Genomic DNA, 19,027 nt, shown 5'->3' on the forward strand with positions numbered 1-19,027 from the left:
AACGGGCGCTAACCGTCTCTTTTCACGGTTTTGTATAATTTTTCTGATTGTTTCTGTCTTGCCCATGAAAGGCAGCTTCCGTGAAGGAGGCACATATTTCGTCAGGTTTAACATGATGTTAAAGTCATTCTTCCGGGCCTCTGGCCAACATGGTGTTCTCGCGACCTCCTGTCTCGGGGCGTCCATTCCGTTATTCGCCTTCCTGATGGAGACGCAGGCCAAAGGTCTTGAGACCGCCGCGCATCTGATGGTCACGGATCCTTTCCACATCGCATCTCTCGGTATTCCGCTGCTCGCCACGATCTATATGCATCGACTGGCCGAATCGCGCCGGCAACTGGCCGAACTCGTCTGCGAGCGTGAGGTTCATCAGCACCGGTTGATGCAGGACGCGTTTTTCGATGCGTTGACGGGCCTGCCGAACCGCCGGCGGCTGGAGGTGGACCTTCACGACCTCGCCGTTCGCAACGAGGCCGGTGTCATGCTGGCCATCGACATCGACAAGTTCAAATTCGTCAATGACACGATGGGGCACGATGCCGGCGACGCGATGTTGCAGGTGGTGGCCAATCGCGTCCGGATGGCCGTGGCGCAGGCCGGGCGGCTCTATCGCCTCGGTGGCGATGAATTCGTCGTGCTGGCAACCGGCACGCGCGATGAAGCTTCCATTATCGACATATGCCGGTCCATAGAGATCTCGGTTGGAGAACCGCTCAACCTGCCCCAGGGCAGGGTCGTGGCTGGCGTCAGCATCGGCGTGACTTTCATTGCGGCCAGCGAATATGACTTCGCGACGATCTTCAAGCGGGCGGATCTCGCGCTTTACAGGGCCAAGGAAATCAGTGGTCCCTCCCATGCCTTCTTCGATCCGGCGCTGGCAGCGGAAGCGCTCGACCGCATTGCCATTGAACGCGATCTGTTGCGCGGTCTCGCAGACCAGGAATTTTTCATCGAGTACCAGCCGATCCTCGATATCCATTCCCACCGGGTCATGAGCCTCGAAGCCTTGCTGCGCTGGAACCATCCGGTGCGGGGCATGATGGCGCCCGATGCCTTCATCCCTCTTGCCGAACGGACCGGGCTCATTCTGCCCATCGGGCGCTGGGTGTTGCGGGAGGCTTGCCGCGCGGCCGCTTCATGGCCGGGTGAGGCCGGAGTGGCCGTCAATGTGTCCGGCGACCAGTTCAAGGACTCGGGCTTTGTACCCTTCGTGCGCGACGTGCTGGCCGAGGCAGGGCTTGAGGCGCGTCGCCTGACAATCGAGGTGACGGAGTCCGTCTTTACCGTCGACGTTTCGGTGATCCAGAAAAGCCTGAGCGATCTGCGGGCGATAGGCGTGAAGATCGCGCTCGATGATTTCGGCACGGGCTTTTCCTCGATCAACAATCTGAAGCGCTTTCCGCTCGATCATCTGAAGATCGACAAGTGCTTTACCGATGCGATGCTGAAGGGTGGCAGCGATGGCGAGCTTGTAAGCCTCATGTCGCGGCTCGGCGATGCGTTCCAGCTTTCGACCACCATCGAAGGCATCGAGACGCATATGCAGCTTGAATTCGCGCGGTTGATGGGGATTCAGAACGTGCAGGGCTTCTTGATTTCACGGCCGATTCCGGCCGATCAGGTTGCCGAACTGCTCACAAACGGGTTTGAGGTGTCGCCGGTCGCGATGTCTGCGTGACAGCCAGTGAGACGCTTAAGGCGTCTTACTTTTCCAGCACGTTCAGCATGCCCTTGCGCTTGGCGTCGAAATAATAGCCCCGCGCGTAGAGACGGACCGCGTTGTCGTGATTGGTGTCGGCCACGAGGTAGGCGCCGCGCAGATATTTGATCGCGTAGCGCAGGTTGGTTTCGGCATCCAGAAGACCGGATGCAGGACCCTGATAGCCCATGGACTTTGCCGTGGGATAGCTGATCTGCATCAGCCCGAAATAGGGGCCGCGGCGGTTATGCGCCGCCGGATTATAGCGGCTTTCGCGGTGAACGACGCGATGCACCAGCTTTTCAGGAACACCGTATTCGGCGGAATAACGGGCAATCAGATCATCGATCCGATCGCGGTCGGCACCGGTCGGGTCCATCCGGATGGATGCGCTGTTCGACAGGGACGAGGCATTGCCGTCGATCGCCGCAAGCGCTGCATTCTGCACGCCGGGCGCGGCGTAACCGAGGGCCGCGACGGGTCGCGGACGCGGAACCGCTGCCTGAATGGGCGCGGACTGGTCGTTCAGCATCACGCTGGTCGGGATGCCAGCGGCGCTGGCAACGGTGACCGGCGTGCCCGGACGGGCGCCTTTCGTAGCAAGCGGCGAGGCGGGAATGGTCGAAGCTGCCATGGCCTGTGCCTGTTCGGCGGGAATGCCCGTATTGGGCTGGCCGGGAACGGCGGTGCCTGCCGGAGGCTGAAGGGCGGCCACGGCCGCACCGGCCTGGGCTGCCTGCGCCTGAGCAAGCGCAATCGGCGAGGGGCGGGGAACGGGAACTGCGCCGGGCACCTGCGCCGGATCGACGGCTTCTGCGGCGAGAACCGGATCGACGGCGGGCTGATAGGCGACAGTGACGGGATAGAGCGTTTCGGCGGGTGTGGCGGGAAGCTGGATCATCGCCACGGCAGCGCCGGGTGCGGCAAGTTGCGGTTGGCCGGAAATCTGACGGGGGGACTTGGAAGAGGAGGATGCCTGCTGACCGGTGGTTTCGCAACCGGTCAGGATAGCGCAGAAGGACACCATCAATGCCAGGTGAACTTGCGGGCTTTTTCTCTTCGCCGTTTTCCCTGTCATGACACCTCCCTTATGCGCCCCCCATCTTTTGGGGGAGCTTCGTTCGATGCGCAATTTATTAACTGATTGGCGCGGGCACCGCAAGCTACCCACAAGTTGCAGCGGTTAAGCAGCGATTTTTCGGTATCCGGCGGTGACCGCGCCCGAGGCCAGCGACACCATTCCACCGCGTACTGCCTTGCGCCGCAGGCTGGTGCGACGATGCATGCGGGCGAGGTAACGATTGGAAGCGAGTGCCGGATAGAGGGCGAAAAATGCGGCGGGCAACGCCGTCGCGACAATTAGCCACGCAACCTGAGGCTGCCATTCGGCGGTCGGTGCAAGGAAATACGGCGCAACCGCCGGATAGAAGAACAGCGTGCGCCGTTCGAAGAACGTCTGGGCGAAGACATCGAAAAAGATGCGCGGCAGGCGCCTTACCCTGAGATTGTCGTTATCCGCGAAAGGGCCGACGACCTCCGGTGCGATGGCGATTGCGAGAATCGCAAAGAACAACAAGAGCCCGCCGATGGCGATCAGGGCGGTCATGGCTGCCGGCGAAAGCAGATAGGCCCCCAGCGTCAGATGACTTGCTGCAAGCGCTGCCGCGACATGCGCCAGCACGAAGCCCGGCACGGAGAAGAGGGCCGAAAGCCGGCCCTTTCCCTGTGCATAGGATGCAACGAGAAAAGCCGGACGACCGGGTATGGCCAGCCAGAAAGCCGTTAGGGCCGCGAAGGGGAGCCAGTGTTCCGTCTGCATCCGTTTTCCGTTTCGTGTCTCAGGCCGGCTTGTAGATCTGGCCGATTGTTGCCATGACCTCGCCAAACCAGGGCTGGTCGATATCGAAGTGCTTGCCGCCCTTGATGCGCGGGAATTCGATGGTGCGCAGCTTGCCGTTCTGGTCCTCGTCATGACCGGTCACACCGGAGATATGGTTCAGCGCGCTTTCGACCGCAAGATCGACCATGGAATGGATAAGCCGCAGGTCATCGGCATTGGCGGGGGCCGAGCGGGCATAGTAGCCGGACTTCTGCACCATGGCGCGCTCGGCACCGATCAGGGCGGCCATCTGCTTGGAGAACCAGCCGCCGACATTGATCGTGTCGATCTTCACATGGCCGAAGGCGTCGCGCTTCACCGTTTCGCCGGCGGCTTCGCGCTCGGCGACGATGGCGTCGAGGCAGGCGCCTTCCGACACGAAGAGCGTCACGAAGCCGCTGCGATCCATGATTTCCTTGAGACGGGCGGCCTCGGATTCCAGATCGAAGGCGATTTCCGGCAGGTAGAGGCCGTCGATGTTCTTCATCTGCGTGTTCATCATGAAGCCGTCGGGATAGTCGTTGCCACCGGTGCGCTTGATGTAGGCCTGCGCGGTGGCGGCGGTCAGCCAGCCGCAATGGCGGCCCATGACCTCATGCACGACCAGTGTGCGGGGTGCCGCGCTCTGCTCGTTTGAGACGTTGTCGAAGAAGGCCGCGCCGTACTCCGCGGCGGTCCAGGCGCCGAGGGACTGGCGGATCGGCACGATATCGTTGTCAACCGTCTTCGGCAGGCCGACCACGGTCAGTTCATAGCCGTTGGCGCCGAGCCAGGCGGCGAGATCGGCGGCGGTGGTGTTGGTGTCGTCACCGCCGATGGTGTGGAGAATGGTGACGCCGTCCGCAGCCAGCCGCTCGGCAGCCACCTGCAACGGGTTTGCGCCTTCCTTCACCAGCCCGCGCTTGACGCAGTCGGCGGCATTGGTCAGCTTCACGCGGCTGTTGCCGATGGGCGAGCCGCCGTAGCGATGAAGAAGGTGGGCCTGTTCACGCATCTGCTTGGTGATTTCGATGGAATCGCCGAGCAGGAGGCCCTGATAACCGGAGCGATAGGCGACAAGCTCGATTTCCGGGGCGATGTCCGTGTAGCGCTCGATCAGTCCGCCCACTGCGGAAGACAGGCACGGCGCGAGGCCGCCGGCGGTCAACATTGCAACTTTCTGCTTGGCCATTTCTTCCCTCCTTGGGCGGTCTTCGCCGCTCATTCATCCTCACCGTGTCGAAGGGAATGGATGCGACAGGCGTGCGGCGCTGTAAAGGGATAAAATCATGATGAAAGAGGCATTTTGCCACGGCTTCACGGCTTGTTGTCCGGTGGCGCCAAAAAGACGTTCCCGGCGACAATCGTTCAGGCAATTTCACGAAGCATGAAGAAAGTTTAATGCTGCGGGCGGTGCTTTTTGTTGCTTTTCCGCGACGAATTTGGTCAATCTGGCAGCATGTTATTTGATCAGGCCCGCGGGCAATTGACGACCTTTCTCGAAAAAGTGCTGAGCGCCGTGGGTGAAACCGCCGGCAGCGTACTCACTCGCGTCGTCGAGGCGGTGCGGACGGTGTTCGAGGGCGATCCGGAAACGCGGAAGAAGGTGGCATTTTCCGTGGCGATGATTGCATTGTCGGCCAAGATCGCCAAGGCGGATGGTGTCGTCAGCCGCGCCGAGGTGGATGCGTTCCGGCAGGTGTTCGAATTTCCCGAGAGTGAAGCGGCGCATGTCGCGCGGCTCTATAATCTTGCCAAGCAGGACGTTGCGGGCATCGAGGCCTATGCGACGCAGATGGCGAAGCTGTGCCGGACCTGCACGGGTGGCCCGTGCCAGATGCTCGAGGATGTGCTGGACGGCCTGTTCCATATCGCCAAGGCCGATGGTCTGATTCATGAAGGCGAAATGCACTATCTGGAGCGGATCGGTGAAATCTTCGGATTCGATGAAGCCGGCTTCGAGCGCGTCAGGGCGCGGCATGTGCATACCGACGGGGTGAATCCCTATGCGGTGCTTGGCGTTTCGCCTTCCGACGATTTTCCGGAAATCCGCCGCAAATATCGCAGCCTCGTTTCCGAGCATCACCCCGACCGGCTGATAGCCCGTGGCGTGCCGTCGGAATTCCACGCCGTCGCCCATGAGCGCATGGCCGCGTTGAACGCGGCCTATGAAGCCATCGAGAAAGAACGCCGCGCCGCATGACGTCCTTCACCGCCGATTATTCCCGCGCCCTCGTGCAGCCGTCGCCGAACTTTGGCGAGCGCAAGGAGGGACGCGATCCTGACATGATCCTGCTGCACTACACCGGCATGTCCGATGACGAGCAGGCAGTAAGCTGGCTGTGCAACCCGGAAAGTCAGGTGTCCTGTCACTACTTCATCCATCAGGACGGCCGTGTGCTGCAACTCGTGCCGGAGCGGCTGCGGGCCTGGCATGCGGGCAAGAGCGCCTGGGGAGGCGAGGAGGACATCAACTCACGCTCCATCGGTATCGAGATTGCCAATGCCGGTCATCCCGCCGGCCTGCCGGATTTCACGGATGCGCAGATCGAGGCGGTGATCGATCTCTGCAAGGATTGTGCGACGCGCTGGTATATCCCGGCGGAACGCGTGCTTGGCCATTCGGATGTAGCGCCGGTGCGCAAGGCCGATCCCGGCGAGAATTTCCCGTGGGCGCGTCTGGCCGCGGCCGGTGTCGGCCACTGGGTCGAGCCGACGCCGATCACCGGCGGGCGCTTCTTCCAGCGCGGCGATGGCGGTCAGCCGGTGGAGGCGCTGCAATCCATGTTGGCCTTTTACGGTTACGGCATCGAGATTACCGGTGACTATTGCGCCAGGACCGAGGGTGTCGTCGAGGCGTTCCAGCGGCATTTCCGCCCTGAGCGGGTGGATGGGATCGCGGACATGTCGACTATCGACACGCTGCACCGGCTGCTGGTGTCCCAGCCGCGTCTGGCCGTGGCCTAAGCAGGCTTTTTTCTGGCGGCGAGGCTCGATATACCGGGACGGAATGCAAGGGCAGGGGAACGTCGGGAATGAGCCGTTTCAAATATATTGTCGTCGGTCGGGGTATGATGGGGGCTGCCGCCGCGCGCCATCTCGCGATGCAGACGGATGGTGTGGCGCTGATCGGGCCGGGTGAACCGGTTGATGCAGCCAACCATACCGGCGTCTTTGCCAGCCATTACGACGAAGCCCGCATTACCCGCACCATCGACCCCGATCCGGACTGGGCGCTGCTCGCCAACCGTTCCATTGCCCGCTATGGCGAGATCACCCGCGAGAGCGGCGTGCAGTTCTACCACGAAACCGGCTGTCTTCTCGTCGGTTCGCCGACCGGTTACGGCGAAGGCTACGCCGACAAGGTGGCCGAGGCGGGGATGAAGGCCGGCGCTGATCCGGTGCGTCTCGATGCTGACGGTCTGGCACAGACATTCCCCTTCTTCCACTTTCCCGAAGGCTATGACGGCGTGCATGAACGCGCCGGCGCCGGCCATATCAACCCGCGGCGACTGGTGCAGGCGCAGGCCTATCTGGCGGCCCGCCACGGGGCTGCGATCATTCCCGAAACCGTGTCGGCCATCCGCGAGGAAAACGGCGACGTGAGCGTCCATACCGACGAAGGACAGGTTTACCGGGCCGAGAAGGTGATCGTTGCGGCGGGTGGCTTCACCATCAATCGCAACCTGTTGCCGAAACCGCTGGCGCTTCAGGTCTTTGCCCGCACGGTCGCCTTCTTAGAACTGGACGCGGACGAACAGGCGCGCTTTGCGGCCATGCCCTCGCTGATCTTCAAGCCGGAAGAGCAGTCGAAGGAGTTCTATTTCCTGCCGCCCGTGACCTATCCGGATGGCAAGACCTATCTGAAGATCGGCGGCGATCCGGACGACTACGCGCTGCCGAGCGAGCCGGAAATCCGCGCATGGTTCCGCAGCGGCGGCCGCGCCTCGACGCGCGACCATCTGGAAATCGCCATCCGTGCTCTGGTGCCGGGGCTGAAGGCACCCGAACCGACCATGGCAGCCTGCGTTACGTCGTTCACGCCATCGGGCTATCCGGCTATCGGTTTTGCGCCGGGCTCCGAGCGGCTTGCCGTGCTTGCGGGCGGCTGCGGCGCAGCGGCGAAAAGCTCGGACGAGATCGGTCGTCTGGGGGCGTCGCTTCTCCTCGAAGGTCGAATCAACGATCCCGCCTACGCCACGGATTTCGCTCCCGATTTTCTTTGAGCGGCCGAAGCTGAACATTTCGGTGGCGTTTGTTCCCGTTCCCGGTTATCACGCGCCTGCCAGTCGGCCGGGCAGCCGCGCTTCACCAATGCCGAAAGGCGGTGAGGTGAGGAAAGTCCGGGCTCCACGGAAACACGGTGCCGGATAACGTCCGGCGGGGGCGACCCCAGGGAAAGTGCCACAGAGAGTAGACCGCGCCGACGTGCCCGCCTGGGGCACATTCGCGGCGTAAGGGTGAAAGGGTGGGGTAAGAGCCCACCGCGGACCCGGCAACGGGGACGGCATGGTAAACCCCACCGGGAGCAAGACCGAATAGGGACGACACGGGGCGTGCGCAAGCACGTCACAGGCCTGTTTCCGGGCCCGTTGTCCGGGTGGGTTGCGAGAGGCGACGCGCGAGCGGCGTCCCAGATGAATGGCTGCCACGTTCCGGCACCCCGCAAGGGGTTCCGGGGCCATACAGAACCCGGCTTACAGGCCGACTGGCAAAAAAATCCCGGGTCATGCCCGGCGAGGCCCGCGCTTCGCGGGCTTTGTTTTTCAAGGCATTGGAAAACAATGGTTTTCTTCCCGCTTCATGGGGCCGGGAAGGTGCCCGTGCGCGGGCCATCATAACCATTCGTTAAACTTAACAGCTTATAAAGATTTGATCGGGGGCGGTGCGTCGTGCCGTCTCTTCCCATTGACGCCCATATTGTCCCATGGTATCCCAAATCAACATCACCTACGGGCCATTTGTTGCCCGCTCATTGCAGGAAAAGCGTGAGTACCTTCGGGGGGCTGGCAAGACGTTTTGCGTTTTGCGGCGGGGTGGTGTTTTGCGTTCGCGGCCGTTGTTTTTTGCTGGCCGCATGAGGGAGACGTCAGTACCGAGTCATGGACCGCTTCCTGTCGCATGCGACCAACCGGATAGATGCCAAGGGGCGGGTTTCCGTGCCGGCGACCTTCCGTGCTGTGCTCGCAAGCCGGGATATCCGGGAGCTTTACTGTCTCCAGGATTTCATCTTTCCGGCAATCAGTTGTGGTGGTCCGGACCTTCTGGAGCGCTACGAACGGCAGTTGGCGGGCATGGATCCGTTTTCGCCGGAAGCAAACCGGATGTCGCTGCTCGTTCATGGCGGCGGCGTCTTCATGAAGCTCGACCCGGAAGGGCGGTTGATGGTGACGGACTTCATCCGCGCCTTCACCGGGATCACCGAAGAAGTGACCTTCGTTGGCCGGGCGGATCATTTTCAGTTGTGGCAGCCGCAGGCGTTTCACGAGGCGCAGGCGACAGCCAGATCGGAGCGGGGCTTTTCGGGCCCGCGTTCGGGGTAGGGTATCGGCAGGACGCGCTCCGCATCTCGCCGTTGCCTTCAGGCATAGAGCGAAGAGGGATCGGAATGACGTCGAATTCTGGCGAGGACAACTCCCTGGCCGGTGGCGGACCGGTTCGTCACATTCCGGTCCTTCTCGCTGAAGTTCTTGCGGCGCTGGCGCCCAAGGCAGGCGACACCATTCTTGATGGCACCTTTGGCGCGGGCGGCTATACCTCCGCCATTCTCGACGCGGGTGCAAACGTCATCGCACTCGACCGTGACCCGACCGCCATTGCCGGCGGGCAGGTGCTGGTCGAGGCAAGCGGTGGCCGCCTCCAACTCATCCACACCCGCTTTTCGCGTCTCGATGAATACGCGCCGTCCGGTGGGCTCGATGGCGTGGTTCTCGATATCGGCGTTTCCTCCATGCAGATCGATGAGGCTGAACGCGGCTTCTCCTTCCAGAAAAATGGCCCGCTCGACATGCGTATGTCCGCCGATGGCGTGTCCGCTGCCGATGTGGTGAACCGGGCGAAGGTGGGCGATCTCATCCGTATCTTCGGGTTTCTCGGTGAAGAGAGCCAGTCGGGCCGCATCGCGCGCGCCATCGAAAAGCGCCGCGCTGAAGAACCGTTCCGCACGACGCGCGATCTGGCCGGTCTCATCGAGACCGTCACGCCGCGCAAGGCAAAGGACCGTATCCATCCGGCGACGCGCGTTTTCCAGGCGCTGCGCATCTTCGTCAACGACGAGCTGGGTGAACTGGCCTCGGCGCTGTTTGCCGCCGAGCGCGCGTTGAAGCCCGGCGGGCGGCTGGTGGTCGTCACCTTTCATTCGCTGGAAGATCGCATCGTCAAGAAGTTCTTCGCGGCCCGCTCCGGCAAGGCGTCTGGCTCGCGGCACATGCCGGCGGCTTTCGCGCAACCGGCTTATTTCGACATGCTGACCCGTCAGGTGGTGACGGCGGGCGAGGCAGAGGCCGAGGAAAATCCGCGCGCCCGTTCCGCCAAGCTGCGGGCGGCGCTGCGCACGGCCGAGCCGGCGGGCAAGGCAGACCATTCCATTTTCGATCTGCCGTTACTGGCCGATATCGCACGGCTTGGAGGTTGATATGTTCAGGGCTTTCGACCTTCTCCTGATCGCGATGATGGTGGTGGCAGCCACCATTACCTATCAGATCAAGCACCGGGCCGATGAGAAACTGCAGGAAGTGCGGCGTCTCGAAGCCGAGATCAAGCTGGAGCATGACACGATCGACCTTCTCAAGGCCGACTGGGCGCTGCTCTCCCAGCCGAACCGTCTGCGCAAGCTTGTCGAGTCATATAATGGCGAACTGAAGCTTGCGCCGACGCAGCCGACGCAGCTTGCCCGGCCTTCGGAACTGCCGATGTACCGTGCACAGGCCCCGCAGACGGAAGCGTCCGCCGGCGTGGATGCCACCGGCAACAAGACGGGTTCGGTTTTCGGCACGGTAATTGGCGGCATCGCCATTCCCGCCATTCGGCCCGACACGATGACAACTGGATCGGTGAACCGCTGATGTCTTTCCTCTCCCGCATCATGGTCGTGAAGAGTCAGGCTCACTTCGCTGCAGGCGGTGCGAAGCGCCCGGCGGCGTTTCAGGGGGCCGCCAAGAAGAAGGCAAAGCAGGCGAAAAACCGCGTCGGCCTGATGATGCTGGCCTTTGTCGGTGTCTATGCCCTCGTCGGTGGGCGCCTTGTCCAGTACGGCCTGACCTCGCCGGAAACCGTGTCCTCCATCATGCCCGCAGACCGGCTGATGGCCTCGCGTCCCGACCTGCTCGATCGTAACGGCGAACTTCTGGCCACCGATATCCGTACTGTTTCGCTGTTTGCCGAACCGCACAAGATCGTTGACGCCGATGAAGCCGTCGAAAAGCTGGCAACGGTTCTGACCGATCTCGACGTGAAGGGCACCTACAAGCGCCTTTCCATGAAGAATTCCCGTTTCCAGTGGCTGCGTCGTCAGTTGACGCCGAAGCAGCAGAGCCAGATTCTGGCGCTCGGCATTCCCGGCATCGGCTTTCGTCCGGAAAAGCGCCGCTTCTATCCGGGCGGCTCGACCGCTGCGCATATTCTCGGCTTCGTCAACATCGATAACCGGGGCGCTGCCGGCATGGAGCGCTTCATGGACAATCAGGGTCTGGCGGACCTGACGGCGTTGGGCATGACCAGCGACGCGCCGCTGGAGCCGATGCACCTTTCCATCGATCTGCGCGTCCAGTCGATCCTGCGCGATGTGCTGGTCAACGCCATGGCGAAATATGAATCGCTTGGCGCTGGCGCCGTCGTTCTCGATGTCCACACCGGTGAAATTCTCGCCATGGCCTCACTGCCGGATTTCGACCCGAACAACCCGACCGAAGGCAAGGAAGAGGGCTGGCTGAACCGCGTTTCGAACGGGACGTTCGAAATGGGCTCCACTTTCAAGTCCTTCACGCTGGCCATGGGTCTCGATTCCGGCAAGGTGAAGCTTTCCGACAGTTTCGATGCACGCGCGCCGATCCGCATTGGCGGCTTCACCATCAAGGATTTCCACGGCAAGGGGCGGTTCCTGACCGTTCCCGAGATCTTCCAGTATTCCTCCAACATCGGTACGGCAAAGATCGCCGACACGGTTGGCACGGAAGGCCACAAGGAGTTCCTCGAGCGGCTTGGCCTGACCAAGCGCATGCACACCGAACTGCCGGAAGTGGCCACGCCCAGCCAGCCGCGCGTATGGAAGAAGATCAACTCGATCACCATTTCCTTCGGTCACGGCGTCTCCACCACGCCGCTGCAGACGGCTGTCGCCGGTGCGGCCCTGGTCAATGGCGGCAAGCTGATCCAGCCGACCTTTCTGCCGCGCACTCGCGAGGAAGCGGACAAGGTGGCGGTCGACGTCATCAAGCCGTCGACCAGCAAGGACATGCGCTTCCTGTTCGAGTGGAACGGCGTCAACGGTTCGGGCCGCAATGCCCGCGTGGAAGGCTTCAATGTGGGCGGCAAGACCGGTACGGCCGACAAGGTGGTCAACGGTCGATACTCGCATGACAAGAACTTCAACGCCTTTCTTGCGGCCTTTCCGATGGAAAATCCGCAATATGTCGTGCTGACCTTCATCGATGAACCTAAGACCGACAAGGGTAATGGCGCGGCGCTCGCCGGCACGTCGGCTGCGCCGATGGCGGGCGAAATCATTCGCCGTTCTGCCGCTGTGCTCGGTGTCGAGCCGAAGTTTGGCGAGGGCGGGACTGCCTTGTTGCAGTCTTATTGATAGTATCAAGAAGGGCAAGGTGATTCACACGAGCGTGAAGGACACCGGGTTTTGAACGAAAGAAAAGCAAAGAGATGAAGCTGCGGGATCTGGCCGGAGACATCGACCGGCAAGTTGCGGAAGCCCTCAAAGGGGCGTCAGGCGAGGTTGGAATTTCCGGCATTTCCGCCGACAGCCGCAAGATCGGTCCCGGTGATCTCTTCGTGGCGCTCGCGGGTGTCAAGGCTGATGGTTCGGCTTTCGTGGCCGATGCAGTTGCCAACGGTGCGGCTGCCGTCGTCTCCGGCCATCCCGTCGAAGGCGTATCCGTCCCGGTTCTCGTTTGTGAAAATCCGCGCCGCTTTCTGGCGCTCGCCGCCGCCCGCTTCTTCGGTGTGCAACCTGAGGTTATGGTGGCCGTAACCGGCACCGCCGGCAAGACCTCCGTCGTGTCCTTCACCCGCCAGATCTGGGCTCATGCCGGTCTGAAAGCCGCGCAGATCGGCACCACCGGTGTGATTGCGCCGGGCCGTGACGATTACGGTTCGTTGACCACGCCCGACCCGGTTTCGCTGATGAAGCTTCTGGCGGAACTTGCGGGCGAGGGCGTGACCCATGCGGCGATGGAAGCCTCAAGCCATGGCCTCGACCAGTCCCGCCTCGACGGTGTGACGCTTGCCGCCGCAGGCTTCACCAATCTCGGCCGTGATCACATGGATTACCACCCGACCGTCGAGGACTATTTCGCTGCCAAGATGCGGCTTTTCGATCTTCTGCCGAAGGACTCGCCCGCCATCATTTTCGCCGATGACGAATGGTCCGCGAAGGCCGCCGCCGCCGCACGGGATGCGGGACAGGATGTCCGCACCGTTGGCCGTGCCGGCACATTCATCACTGTGAAGCGGGTCGAGCACCTGCGTGATGCGCAGATTGCCGAGGTGCATCATGCCGGTGAAATCTATGAGGTGCGCGTGCCGCTGGCCGGCGATTTCCAGATTTCCAATGCGCTGGTGGCCGCAGGCTTTGCCATTTCCACCGGCGTCAAGCCGGCCGTTGCCTTCGAGGCACTCGGCAAGCTGAAGGGTGCGCCCGGCCGTCTCGAACTCGTCGGCAAGGCAAAGAACGGCGCGTTGACCTATGTCGACTACGCCCACAAGCCTGATGCGCTAGCCAATGTGCTGGCGTCCGTGCGTCCCTTCACGTCCGGCCGCATCGTCGTTGTGTTCGGCTGCGGCGGCGATCGCGACAAGGGCAAGCGCCCGATCATGGGTGAAATCGCCACGAAGTTCGCCGATATCGTCATCGTCACCGACGACAACCCGCGTTCGGAAGTGCCGGAAACCATCCGTTCCGAAATCATGGCCGCCGCACCCGGCGCCACCGAAATCGCCGACCGCCGCGCCGCGATCCGCCATGCGGTGGCGCTTCTGCAAGGCGGTGACACGCTGATCGTTGCCGGCAAGGGGCACGAGGAAGGCCAGATCGTCGGCGCGACGGTCCTGCCTTTCTCCGACCATGCCGAAGTGCTGACTGCCCTGGAGGAGGGTTCCTGATGGATTTGCTCTGGACATCCGCCGATCTCGTCAAGGCCGTCGCCGGACGCCCGCTCGGCACCTTGCCCGAAGGCATCACCGGCATTTCCATCGACAGCCGTTCAGTGAAGCCGGGCGATGCCTTCTTCGCGATCAAGGGCGACCGGGTTGACGGTCATGACTATGCCGGCCTGGCTATGGCCAATGGCGCTTCGCTGATCGTCGTTTCCGAAGGCAAGCTGCCCGCGCTTGGACGCCTGACCTGCCCGAAGATCGTCGTGCACGATGTTCTGCACGCGCTGGAATTGCTGGGCATTGCCGCGCGCGAACGCAGCGATGCGACAATCCTGGCCGTAACTGGTTCGGTCGGCAAGACGACCACCAAGGAAATGCTGCGCACGCTGCTGGCGCCTTCGGGCGAGGTGCATGCCGCCGTCGCCTCCTTCAACAATCACTGGGGCGTGCCGCTGACGCTGGCGCGCATGCCTGTCACGGCGCGTTATGGCGTGTTCGAGATCGGCATGAACCATCCCGGAGAAATCCGACCGCTGGTGAAGATGGTGGAGCCGCATATCGCGATCATCACCACGATTGCGCCGGCCCACCTTGGCAATTTCTCAAGCGTCGAGGAAATCGCGCTCGCCAAGGCCGAGATTTTCGAGGGGCTCCTGCCGGGTGGTGCGGCACTAATCAATCAGGACAATGCCGAATTCGGTCTGCTTGAGGCGGCGGCAAGGTCGGCTGGCGTCACCCGCATCTTCTCGTTCGGGCAGAACGTGCATGCCCATTATCGCGTCGAGGATTTCGAGGGCTGGGCGGAAGGGTCCCGCTTTACCTTCGTCGCGGGCGTCGAACGCTTCGTGGCGGAAGTCGGTGCGCCCGGTCTTCACATTGCGGAAAATGCCGTCGCAGCACTGGGCGCCGCGCAACTGGCCGATGCCGATCTGGTCGAGGCCATCGAGGCGCTGGCGAGCTTCGGCGGCGTCAAGGGCCGTGGCCAGCGTCACACTCTGCAGATCGGCAGCGGCACCTTCACGCTGATCGATGAAAGTTACAATGCGAACCCGGCCTCCATGCGCGCGGCCATTGCCGTGCTGGCGGCGGCGCGGACTTCGGGCGAGGGCCGGCGCATTGCCGTTCTGGGCGACATGCTGGAAATGGGTGTCCATTCTGACGCCGTGCATGCCGATCTCGCCGGACCGCTGCTTTCGGCGGGAATCACCCATGTTTGGCTGGCCGGTCCGGCCATGGTGCATCTCCGTGATGCACTGCCGGAAAGCGTGACCGTCGAATATCGCGAAAAGACCGAGGATCTTGCCGCTTTTGCCGCCCAGGCCGTCGTTCCGGGCGATGCGGTGATGGTCAAGTCGTCTCTGGGGCTTGGTTTCGGCAAGATTGTCGCCGCCTTGCTTGACAAGTTCCCGCCGCTGGCCGACACGCAGGCCGGTTTTTAAGTCACGTCTTCGGGGAAAGACAGAAATGCTGCTTTGGCTCGTGCAACTTGCGGATCATTTTCAGGCCTTCAACCTGTTCCGCTACATTACCTTCCGCACCGGCGCGGCGCTGGCCACCTCGGCGACTATCGTCTTTCTGTTCGGCCCGGCAATGATCAATTCGCTGCGCGTGCGTCAGGGCAAGGGTCAGCCGATCCGTGCCGACGGACCGCAGACGCATTTCAAGAAGGCCGGCACGCCCACCATGGGCGGGCTGATGATCCTTGCCGGCATCGTCGCCGGTTCGCTTCTGTGGGCCGATCTGTCGAACACCTATGTGGTCGCGACGCTGCTCGTGACGCTGGGCTTCGGGGCCATCGGCTTCTACGACGATTACCTCAAGGTCACCAAGCAGTCTGACAAGGGCTTTTCGGGCCGCGCCCGCCTTGGCATCGAGGCCGTGATCGCGGCGATTGCCGTGTTCTTCATGATGCGCCATGCCATTGCCACCACGCCGCCCGGCTCCATCATCGGCACGTCCGTCAGCTTTCCGTTCTTCAAGGAACTGATGCTCAATCTCAGCTATTTCTTCGTGCTGTTCGGCGCCTTCGTCATCGTCGGTGCGGGCAATGCGGTGAACCTGACGGACGGTCTGGACGGTCTGGCCATCGTGCCGGTGATGATTGCCTGCGCCACCTTCGGCGTCATTGCCTATGTCGCCGGTAACGCCATCTTCGCGAATTACCTGCAGATCAACTTCGTGCCCGGCACGGGTGAACTTGCCGTCATCGTTGGGGCGGTGATCGGGGCGGGGCTCGGCTTCCTGTGGTTCAACGCGCCGCCGGCCGCCATCTTCATGGGCGATACCGGGTCGCTGGCGCTCGGCGGCCTGATCGGTTCCATTGCCGTCGCCACCAAGCACGAGATCGTCATGGTCATCGTCGGCGGCCTGTTCGTCATGGAAACGCTGTCGGTCATCATCCAGGTGTTCTGGTTCAAGCGCACCGGCCGCCGCGTGTTCCTCATGGCGCCCATTCACCACCATTTCGAAAAGAAGGGCTGGACCGAGAGCCAGGTCGTGATCCGCTTCTGGATCATCGCCGTCGTGCTCGCCCTCGTCGGCCTCTCAACCCTCAAGCTCAGGTAACAGGCGATGATCCCGGTTTCGGTCTTCAAGGACAGGAAGGTAGCGCTTTTCGGGCTCGGCGGCTCCGGCCTCGCCACGGCCAAGGCGCTTGTTGCCGGCGGTGCGGATGCGGTCGTCTATGACGACAATCCGCAAAGCGTGGCGAAGGCTGCGGCTGAAGGGTTGAAGACCGCCGATCTCAGGACGCTCGACTGGAGCGGCTTTGCTGCTCTCGTACTCTCACCCGGTGTGCCGCTCACCCATCCGAAGCCGCACTGGTCTGTCGATCTGGCGCGGGCTGCGGGTGTCGAAGTCATCGGTGACGTCGAACTTTTCGTGCGCGAACGCCGGGCACATGCGCCGGATTGCCCGTTCATTGCCATTACCGGCACCAACGGCAAATCGACCACCACGGCCTTGATTGCCCATATCCTGACATCAAGCGGGCGTGATACCCAGCTTGGCGGCAATATCGGCACGGCCGTGCTGACGCTTGATCCGCAGAAGGCTGGCCGGTTCTACGTGGTTGAATGCTCGTCCTACCAGATCGATCTGGCGCCGACGCTGAACCCGTCTGCGGGCATCCTGCTCAACCTGACGCCCGACCATCTCGATCGTCACGGCACGATGCAGCACTATGCCGACATCAAGGAGCGGCTGATCGCCGGTTCGGACACCGGCATTGTCGGTGTTGACGACACGTTCTGCGCGCTGATTGCCGACCGTGTGGAGCGGGCAGGCGTCAAGGTGGTGCGGATTTCGCGCCGTCAGCCGGTGGCCGAGGGTCTTTATGCCGATGGCATGAAGATCATGGAGGCGCATCAGGGGGCAGTGACGCTTCTGGCCGATCTCGATGGTATTACGACGCTGCGCGGCGGCCATAATGCGCAGAACGCCTGCGCCGCGATCGCCGCCTGCCTTGCCGTCGGCGTGAGCCGCGAGGAAATCCGGGCGGGGCTTTCCTCTTTCCCCGGTCTCAAGCACCGCATGCAGCCGGTGGGCCGCAAGGGTAATGTGCTGTTCGTGAACGATTCCAAGGCGACCAATGCGGATGCCTCCGCGCCGGCGCTTTCGAGCTACGAAAACATCTACTGGATTGCCGGTGGTCTACCGAAGGCGGGCGGCATAACCTCGCTCGCGCCGCTCTTTCCTCGCATCGCCAAGGCCTATCTGATCGGCGAGGCGGCTCCGGAATTTGCGGCAACGCTGGGAGAGGCAGTGCCGTTCGAAATTTCCGGCACGCTGGCGTTGGCCGTTGCCCATGCGGCGGCGGATGCCGCGGCGAAGGGCGGGGAGGCGGTCGTGATGCTGTCCCCGGCTTGCGCAAGCTTCGATCAGTACAAGAACTTTGAGGTAAGAGGCGATGCCTTCGTTTCGCATGTGGCGGACATCGAAGGCGTGACCATGCTGGTGGAACCGAACGCGGGGACGAAGTGACATGGTAAGCAGAGCGGAACGTGGCGTGCTGGCCGATTGGTTCTGGACCATCGACCGTTATTTCCTGGCGGCGTTCATTCTGCTGCTCGGCATCGGCTTCATGCTGTCTTTCGCCGCTTCGCCGCCTGTGGCCGAGCGCATTGGTCTCGACAGCTTCCATTTCGTGACGCGCCACGCAATGTTTCTCGTTCCCTCGATTGCGGTGATGGTTGGCCTGTCGTTTCTCACGCCCCGGCAGGTGCGGCGCGTGGCGATGATCCTGCTGATCGTCTCCGTGCTGCTCATGGTCTTCGCGCTGTTTTTCGGCATCGAGGTGAAGGGTGCGCGGCGCTGGGTCAATTTCGGATCGCTTTCCATCCAGCCGTCGGAATTCATGAAGCCGGCCTTCGTCATCGTCTGCGCCTGGCTGTTTTCGGAAAACTCCCGTCAGCCGGATATTCCCGGCAATTTCTTCGCGATGCTGCTTTACGGCATCGTGGTCGTGCTGCTGGTTTCGCAGCCCGACCTTGGCCAGACTATCCTGACCAGCGCGGTATGGGGCGGCATGTTCTTCATGGCCGGCCTGCCGTGGTTCTGGATCGTTCTTCTCGGCGGGCTTGGTGTCGGCGGCCTATGCGCAGCCTATTTCGCGTTGCCGCACGTTGCCGGTCGTATCGACCGATTCCTGACCGGGGAAGGCGATACGTTCCAGGTAGATACGGCGCGCGAGGCGATCATTCGCGGCGACTGGTTCGGGCAGGGGCCGGGTGAAGGCATCGTCAAGCGCATCATCCCGGACGGTCACACCGACTTCGTGTTCTCCGTCGCGGCCGAGGAGTTCGGCATCCTGTTCTGCATGGCGCTGGTGGCAATCTTTGCCTTCATCGTGCTGCGCGGTCTGAACCATGCCTTCCGCGAACGCGACGATTTCAACCGTTTCTCCGTTGCCGGCCTCGTGCTTCTGCTCGGCCTGCAATCCTTCATCAATGTCGGCGTGAACCTGGAGCTTCTGCCCGCCAAGGGCATGACGCTGCCGCTCATTTCCTACGGCGGTTCGTCGATGATCGCGATCTGCGTGACGGCGGGCTTCCTGCTGGCGCTGACCCGTCATCGTCCGGAAAAGCGCGCGCAGGAACGCAGCCTGTTCCGTTCGACGCAAGGGCTGCCCGCAGAATAGGACCTTC

Annotated in this window: 16 protein-coding genes and 1 other RNA gene; 14 read left to right on the top strand and 3 right to left on the bottom strand. The window is 62.4% G+C overall.

Annotated features, from left to right (window positions below; genetic code table 11):
• Positions 1 to 247 precede the first annotated feature (247 nt).
• Positions 248 to 1,678: a putative bifunctional diguanylate cyclase/phosphodiesterase gene (locus GGQ66_RS18260; RefSeq protein ID WP_183794273.1), complete on the top strand. Its 1,431-nt coding sequence runs from the start codon at positions 248 to 250 to the stop codon at positions 1,676 to 1,678.
• 25 nt (positions 1,679 to 1,703) lie between these two features.
• On the opposite strand, the gene GGQ66_RS18265 is transcribed toward GGQ66_RS18260, so the two are convergent.
• The 3 genes from GGQ66_RS18265 to GGQ66_RS18275 form a co-directional block, all read right to left on the bottom strand.
• Positions 1,704 to 2,777 carry a lytic transglycosylase domain-containing protein gene (locus GGQ66_RS18265; RefSeq protein ID WP_237358983.1) on the bottom strand — a complete coding sequence of 358 codons (1,074 nt, stop codon included), beginning with the start codon at positions 2,775 to 2,777 and terminating at the stop codon, positions 1,704 to 1,706.
• A gap of 105 nt (positions 2,778 to 2,882) precedes the next feature.
• On the bottom strand, positions 2,883 to 3,518 hold the full coding sequence (locus GGQ66_RS18270; protein WP_183794275.1) for a hypothetical protein: 636 nt from the start codon (positions 3,516 to 3,518) through the stop codon (positions 2,883 to 2,885).
• A gap of 19 nt (positions 3,519 to 3,537) precedes the next feature.
• The gene (locus GGQ66_RS18275) at positions 3,538 to 4,749 is read right to left on the bottom strand and encodes a pyrophosphate--fructose-6-phosphate 1-phosphotransferase (protein WP_183794277.1); all 1,212 of its coding nucleotides are present in this window, start codon (positions 4,747 to 4,749) and stop codon (positions 3,538 to 3,540) included.
• A 267-nt stretch (positions 4,750 to 5,016) separates the two neighbouring features.
• Here GGQ66_RS18275 and GGQ66_RS18280 point away from each other — a divergent pair, with 267 nt between their 5' ends.
• The 13 genes from GGQ66_RS18280 to ftsW all read left to right on the top strand — a co-directional run bounded on the left by GGQ66_RS18280 (position 5,017) and on the right by ftsW (position 19,020).
• The gene (locus GGQ66_RS18280; protein WP_183794279.1) at positions 5,017 to 5,760 is read left to right on the top strand and encodes a J domain-containing protein; all 744 of its coding nucleotides are present in this window, start codon (positions 5,017 to 5,019) and stop codon (positions 5,758 to 5,760) included.
• Positions 5,757 to 6,524: an N-acetylmuramoyl-L-alanine amidase gene (locus tag GGQ66_RS18285; RefSeq protein ID WP_183794281.1), complete on the top strand. Its 768-nt coding sequence runs from the start codon at positions 5,757 to 5,759 to the stop codon at positions 6,522 to 6,524. Before GGQ66_RS18280 ends, GGQ66_RS18285 begins: the two co-directional genes overlap by 4 nt.
• 68 nt (positions 6,525 to 6,592) lie before the next feature.
• Positions 6,593 to 7,783 carry an NAD(P)/FAD-dependent oxidoreductase gene (locus GGQ66_RS18290; protein ID WP_183794283.1) on the top strand — a complete coding sequence of 397 codons (1,191 nt, stop codon included), beginning with the start codon at positions 6,593 to 6,595 and terminating at the stop codon, positions 7,781 to 7,783.
• A 59-nt stretch (positions 7,784 to 7,842) separates the two neighbouring features.
• Positions 7,843 to 8,273, top strand: an RNA gene (gene rnpB / locus GGQ66_RS18295) — RNase P RNA component class A.
• A gap of 386 nt (positions 8,274 to 8,659) precedes the next feature.
• Complete coding sequence (gene mraZ / locus GGQ66_RS18300) at positions 8,660 to 9,100, top strand: division/cell wall cluster transcriptional repressor MraZ (protein WP_183794285.1); 441 nt, start codon at positions 8,660 to 8,662, stop codon at positions 9,098 to 9,100.
• A 65-nt stretch (positions 9,101 to 9,165) separates the two neighbouring features.
• Positions 9,166 to 10,191: a 16S rRNA (cytosine(1402)-N(4))-methyltransferase RsmH gene (gene rsmH, locus GGQ66_RS18305; RefSeq protein ID WP_183794287.1), complete on the top strand. Its 1,026-nt coding sequence runs from the start codon at positions 9,166 to 9,168 to the stop codon at positions 10,189 to 10,191.
• Between the two features lies 1 nt (position 10,192).
• Positions 10,193 to 10,621: a cell division protein FtsL gene (ftsL, locus tag GGQ66_RS18310; RefSeq protein ID WP_183794289.1), complete on the top strand. Its 429-nt coding sequence runs from the start codon at positions 10,193 to 10,195 to the stop codon at positions 10,619 to 10,621.
• Positions 10,621 to 12,357 carry a peptidoglycan D,D-transpeptidase FtsI family protein gene (locus GGQ66_RS18315; protein WP_183794291.1) on the top strand — a complete coding sequence of 579 codons (1,737 nt, stop codon included), beginning with the start codon at positions 10,621 to 10,623 and terminating at the stop codon, positions 12,355 to 12,357. Before ftsL ends, GGQ66_RS18315 begins: the two co-directional genes overlap by 1 nt.
• 74 nt (positions 12,358 to 12,431) lie before the next feature.
• A complete protein-coding gene (locus GGQ66_RS18320) occupies positions 12,432 to 13,889 on the top strand; it encodes a UDP-N-acetylmuramoyl-L-alanyl-D-glutamate--2,6-diaminopimelate ligase (RefSeq protein WP_183794293.1) in 1,458 nt (485 codons plus the stop codon).
• The gene (locus GGQ66_RS18325; RefSeq protein ID WP_183794295.1) at positions 13,889 to 15,322 is read left to right on the top strand and encodes a UDP-N-acetylmuramoylalanyl-D-glutamyl-2,6-diaminopimelate--D-alanyl-D-alanine ligase; all 1,434 of its coding nucleotides are present in this window, start codon (positions 13,889 to 13,891) and stop codon (positions 15,320 to 15,322) included. Before GGQ66_RS18320 ends, GGQ66_RS18325 begins: the two co-directional genes overlap by 1 nt.
• A gap of 25 nt (positions 15,323 to 15,347) precedes the next feature.
• Positions 15,348 to 16,448, top strand: coding sequence for a phospho-N-acetylmuramoyl-pentapeptide-transferase (mraY, locus tag GGQ66_RS18330; protein ID WP_183794298.1), 1,101 nt, complete (start codon positions 15,348 to 15,350; stop codon positions 16,446 to 16,448).
• A gap of 6 nt (positions 16,449 to 16,454) precedes the next feature.
• Complete coding sequence (gene murD, locus GGQ66_RS18335) at positions 16,455 to 17,864, top strand: UDP-N-acetylmuramoyl-L-alanine--D-glutamate ligase (RefSeq protein ID WP_183794300.1); 1,410 nt, start codon at positions 16,455 to 16,457, stop codon at positions 17,862 to 17,864.
• Between the two features lies 1 nt (position 17,865).
• Complete coding sequence (ftsW, locus tag GGQ66_RS18340) at positions 17,866 to 19,020, top strand: putative lipid II flippase FtsW (RefSeq protein WP_183794302.1); 1,155 nt, start codon at positions 17,866 to 17,868, stop codon at positions 19,018 to 19,020.
• The last annotated feature ends 7 nt before the right edge of the window (positions 19,021 to 19,027 follow it).

Source organism: Allorhizobium borbori, assembly GCF_014196535.1.
GTDB lineage: Bacteria > Pseudomonadota > Alphaproteobacteria > Rhizobiales > Rhizobiaceae > Ectorhizobium > Ectorhizobium borbori.